This window comes from uncultured Georgenia sp. (assembly GCF_937958535.1).
Lineage (GTDB): Bacteria > Actinomycetota > Actinomycetes > Actinomycetales > Actinomycetaceae > Oceanitalea.
In genome coordinates this window covers 1-4,199 of sequence record NZ_CALGNQ010000263.1, presented here as the reverse complement: position 1 = coordinate 4,199, position 4,199 = coordinate 1, and the positions used below count along the sequence as shown (strand labels likewise).

Annotated in this window: 8 protein-coding genes; all 8 read left to right on the top strand. The window is 75.9% G+C overall.

Features of this window, described 5'->3' with window-relative positions; all coding sequences use genetic code 11:
* Nucleotides 1–641: DUF6297 family protein (locus tag Q0195_RS14320; protein ID WP_299279724.1), on the top strand; the 641-nt coding region annotated here is incomplete at its 5' end.
* A complete protein-coding gene (locus tag Q0195_RS14315) occupies nt 638–781 on the top strand; it encodes a hypothetical protein (RefSeq protein WP_299279722.1) in 144 nt (47 codons plus the stop codon). The genes Q0195_RS14320 and Q0195_RS14315, both read left to right, overlap by 4 nt.
* On the top strand, nt 778–1,332 hold the full coding sequence (gene rsmD, locus Q0195_RS14310) for a 16S rRNA (guanine(966)-N(2))-methyltransferase RsmD (RefSeq protein WP_299279720.1): 555 nt from the start codon (nt 778–780) through the stop codon (nt 1,330–1,332). The genes Q0195_RS14315 and rsmD overlap by 4 nt, the downstream gene beginning before the upstream one ends.
* Before the next feature lie 76 nt (nt 1,333–1,408).
* The gene (gene coaD, locus Q0195_RS14305; RefSeq protein WP_299279718.1) at nt 1,409–1,924 is read left to right on the top strand and encodes a pantetheine-phosphate adenylyltransferase; all 516 of its coding nucleotides are present in this window, start codon (nt 1,409–1,411) and stop codon (nt 1,922–1,924) included.
* Entirely contained in the window at nt 1,921–2,427 is a 507-nt protein-coding gene (locus Q0195_RS14300; RefSeq protein WP_299279716.1) for a hypothetical protein, read from the top strand. The genes coaD and Q0195_RS14300 overlap by 4 nt, the downstream gene beginning before the upstream one ends.
* Before the next feature lie 96 nt (nt 2,428–2,523).
* Nucleotides 2,524–3,132, top strand: a complete 609-nt coding sequence (locus tag Q0195_RS14295) for a DUF177 domain-containing protein (protein ID WP_299279714.1) — start codon at nt 2,524–2,526, stop codon at nt 3,130–3,132.
* 1 nt (nt 3,133) lies between these two features.
* Nucleotides 3,134–3,874, top strand: a complete 741-nt coding sequence (gene rnc / locus Q0195_RS14290; protein WP_299279712.1) for a ribonuclease III — start codon at nt 3,134–3,136, stop codon at nt 3,872–3,874.
* A gap of 3 nt (nt 3,875–3,877) precedes the next feature.
* Nucleotides 3,878–4,199, top strand: a 322-nt coding sequence (locus tag Q0195_RS14285; protein WP_299279710.1) for a DNA-formamidopyrimidine glycosylase family protein, incomplete at its 3' end; no start/stop codon positions are given.

The following is a 4,199-nucleotide window of genomic DNA, read 5'->3' as shown; positions in this document are numbered from 1 at the left end:
GTGCCGCCCTCGCCGTCGCCGACGCGCTGTTCCTGCTCCGCGCGCCACGGCGCCTGGTCCAGCTCGGCGTCGCCGGCGCGCTCGCGCTCCTCGCCCCGCTCGTCCCCGAGCTGCCCACCCTGGTCACGGTGCTCCTCGTCGTCACCGGCGCCTGGCTCGCCGCCCTCGCCGGCGCGCAGGGGGCGCGCGCGGCCGAGGCCGTCCCCGCCCTCGACGCCCTGCTGCCGGTGGGGGCGCGCACGGTGCGGGCCTGGCGGCTCGCCGTCCCCGGGCTCGCCGTGCTCGTGTGGTCGGTGCCGGTGTTCGGGGTGCTCGGCCTCGTCCACGGCGACGTCGGCGGCTGGCTCACGCTCGGGCTGCTCGCCGCGCCGGTGTGGGCCGGTGGGGCGGTGCGCTCCGCCTACCGCCCGCCGCCGGACTTCTCCGGACCGCTCATCATCACCCCGATGGGCGCCTACCCGTCCGGCCTGGCGAGCGTCGTCAGCACCGGCCCCGACGTCGCGATCGTCGGCGCCGTCCCGTTCGCCGTCGCCGTGCTCACCGGTAGCGTCGGGCCCGTGCTCCTCGTCCTGCAGGTCCTCGCCGCGGCGCTCGCCGTCGCGCTGGCGGTGCGCCCCACGACCCCGCGGCGGTCACGGTGAACCGCCGGCCGCAGTGGTGGCTGTGGGCGGTCGGCGTCGTCCTCGCCCTCATGGTCGTCGTGGTCGTCCTCCTCGTCATCGCCGTCGTCGACCTCCAGGTGCCCACCGGCCTCCTCGGCGACCCGGGGGCAGGACCGTGACCCGGATCGTGGCCGGCACCGCGGGCGGGCGGACGCTCACCGTCCCGCGCGGGGCCACGCGCCCCACGAGCGAGCGGGTCCGGGAGGCCCTCTTCTCCCGGCTCGAGCACCGGGGCGTGGTCGCCGGGGCCCGCGTGCTCGACCTCTACGCCGGCTCCGGCGCGCTCGGCCTGGAGGCCGCCAGCCGCGGCGCCGTGGCGGTCACCCTCGTCGACTCCGCCCGCCCCGCCGTCGCCGCCTGCCGGCGCAACGTCTCCGCGCTCGGGCTGCGCCAGGTCACCGTCGTCCCGGCGACGGTGCGCAGCTACCTCAGCGGGGAGCCGACGACCGCCTACGACCTGGTCCTGGTCGACCCGCCCTACGACGTCGCCGAGGACGACCTCGCCGACGTCCTGGCCCAGGTGACGCGCTGGCTCGCCCCGGACGCCGTCGTCGTCGTCGAGCGCTCCCGCCGCAGCCCGGAACCGACGTGGCCGGCCGGGCTGGAGCCGACCGACGAGCGCCGCTACGGCGACACGGTGCTGTGGTTCGCCGGCGCCGAGGAGGCCTGACCGCACCGGGCACCGAGTGGCGACACCACCGCCCGCCTCCCGCGACCGCCCCGCGGCGACCGCTACCGTGAGCGCCATGGCCGAGCGACCCACGGGACGGACGACGAGGCTGGCCGTCTGCCCCGGCTCCTTCGACCCGATCACCCTCGGACACGTCGACATCGTCCGCCGTGCCCGCGACATCTTCGACGAGGTCGTCGTCGCGGTCGCCCACAACCCGGCCAAGCGCTACCTCTTCGACCTCGACCGGCGGGTCGAGCTGGCCCGCGCCGCCGTCGAGGGGCTGGACGTGCGGGTCGAGGCCGTCCCCGGCCTGCTCGCCGACTACTGCCGCGACGCGGGCGCCACCGCCATCGTCAAGGGGCTGCGCGGCGGCGCGGACTTCGACGCCGAGCACCCGATGGCCCTGATGAACCGGCACCTGGCCGGTGTCGAGACGGTGTTCGTCGTCGGGGACGGCGCCCTCGCCCACATCGCCTCCTCCCTCGTCAAGGACATCGCCGGCCACGACGGCGACGTCTCCGGCCTCGTCCCGCCCGCCGTCGCCCAGGCGCTGCGTGACGCCTTCGCCCACTCTGGAGGAACGAGATGACCGCCCACAGCGACACCCGCCCGGGGACCGAGCACGACGGCGCCTCGCTCGTCGCCATCCTCGAGGAGCTCGCCGACCTCGTCACCCAGGCCAAGTCCATGCCGATGTCTGCCTCCGCCCTGGTCAACCGGGCCGAGGCGCTGGACCTCATCGCCGCCGCCAAGGCCGTGGTCCCCGGTGAGATCCGCGCCGCCGACGACGTCCTCACCGGGGCGGAGGAGGTGCTCGCCGAGGCCCGGGAGCGCGCCGCCCGCATCCTGCAGGAGGCGGAGGAGCAGGCCGAGCGCCTGGTGAGCGAGGAGAACGTCGTGGCGCTCGCCAACCAGCGTGCCGAGCAGATCATCGCCGCCGCCGAGGAGCGGGCGGCCCAGCTCGCCCGGGACGCCAACGACTACTGCGACCGGCAGCTGGCCCAGTTCGAGATCGACCTCGAGGCGATCGCCAAGCAGGTCCGCGCCGGCCGTGACCGGCTCGCCACCCTGCAGCAGCCCGCCGCCGGCTGAGGGCCCCGGTCCGCCCCTCCGCGCGGCGCCGGCGGTGAGGTAACGTGGAGCGGCTGCGAGCGCATGACTGCACCCCCACGAGCCAGGAGCGGAGACATGGACCCCCGATCGCCCTTCGTGCTCAACACGTTCGAGCTCGGCCGCCGGCCCGGCGCGATGCGCCCGGTCGAGCGCTCGATCCCCGCCCCGGGTGACTACGGCACCGCCGTCATCGGCGTCGTGCCCGCCTCCCCGGTGCAGCTCCACCTGCGCCTGGAGGCCGTCATGGAGGGGGTGCTGGTCTCCGGCGACGTCGACGTCCAGGTCCACGGCGAGTGCGTGCGCTGCCTGCGCGACATCGACGAGGCCCGCACCGTGGCGGTGAGCGAGCTCTTCTTCTACCCCGGCGCCCGGGAGTCCGCCCTCGCCGAGGGCGACGAGGAGGCGGAGGACATGCTCGAGCTCGAGGGCGACCTCATCGACCTGGAGCCCGTGCTGCGCGACGCCGTCGTCACCTCCCTGCCGCTGCACCCGCTGTGCGAGGAGGGCTGCCGCGGGCTGTGTCCCGGCTGCGGTGAGCGGATGGCCGACCTGCCGGCCGACCACGAGCACGTCGTCGTCGACCCCCGCTGGGCCGCCCTCGCCGGGCTCGCCGGCTCCCTCGGCCAGGACGCCGCCGCCGACGGCGAGACCGAGCAGGGCCGGGTCGACGACGGGGAGCGGTGAGATGGCCCGCAAGGCCGCCGCCGGAGCCGCCCGGGACGACGTCGAGGTGCTCCTCGAGCGGCTCGGCGTCCCCATCGACCCCGAGCTGCTCGTCCTGGCCCTGACCCACCGCTCCTTCGCCCACGAGGCCGGCGGCATCCCCACCAACGAACGGCTGGAGTTCCTCGGCGACACGGTGCTCGGGCTCGTGGTCACCGAGCGGCTCTTCCGCAACAACGCCGGCACACCCGAAGGCGACCTGGCCCGGATGCGTGCCGCCGTGGTGAGCCAGCGTGCGCTCGCCGGGGTGGCGCGGGCGCTGGACCTGGGGGAGTTCATCCTCCTCGGCCGGGGAGAGCTCGTCACCGGCGGGCGGGACAAGGACTCCATCCTCTCCGACACCCTCGAGGCGCTCATCGGCGCGGCCTACCTGTGCAACGGTCTCGAGCCGACCCGGGCGATGATCGAGCGGCTCGTCGGCGACCTGCTCGACGAGGCCGCCACCCTGGGGGCCGGGCTCGACTGGAAGACCAGCCTGCAGGAGCTCGTCGCCGCGCGCGGCCTGCCCGCCCCGACCTACCAGGTGGTGGGCGCCGGCCCGGACCACGCCCGCACCTTCAGCGCCACCGTCGTCATCGGGGACCGCGACTTCGGCACCGGCAGCGGCACCGCGAAGAAGGTGGCCGAGCAGCAGGCGGCGCAGGACGCCTACGCCCGGCTCTCCGCCGAGGAGCCGGTCGAGCAGCCCGCGGACGGTTCCTGAGCTGTGCCCGAGCTGCCCGAGGTCGAGACCGTCCGTGACGGCCTCGCCCGTCACGTGCTGGGCCGGCGCGTCGAGGCCGTCCTCGTCCACCACCCGCGGGCGGTGCGCCGCCACGTCGGCGGCGGGCTCGACCTGCCCGCCCGGCTCGTCGGCCGCACGCTGACGGCGGCGGTCCGGCGCGGCAAGTACCTGTGGCTGCTCCTCGACGACGAGCCGGACGAGGCGCTCCTCGTCCACCTCGGCATGAGCGGTCAGCTCCTCGTGCGCCACCCCACCCAGCCCCCACGTCCCACCGAGGGCTCACTTCTCACCGAGGGCTCACTTC

Bases quoted from the DNA above. Each gene is read 5' to 3' on its own strand.
- rnc (WP_299279712.1), top strand. From the start codon at position 3,134: ATGGCCCGCAAGGCCGCCGCCGGAGCCGCCCGGGACGACGTCGAGGTG.
- Q0195_RS14295 (WP_299279714.1), top strand. From the start codon at position 2,524: ATGGACCCCCGATCGCCCTTCGTGCTCAACACGTTCGAGCTCGGCCGC.
- coaD (WP_299279718.1), top strand. From the start codon at position 1,409: ATGGCCGAGCGACCCACGGGACGGACGACGAGGCTGGCCGTCTGCCCC.
- Q0195_RS14300 (WP_299279716.1), top strand. From the start codon at position 1,921: ATGACCGCCCACAGCGACACCCGCCCGGGGACCGAGCACGACGGCGCC.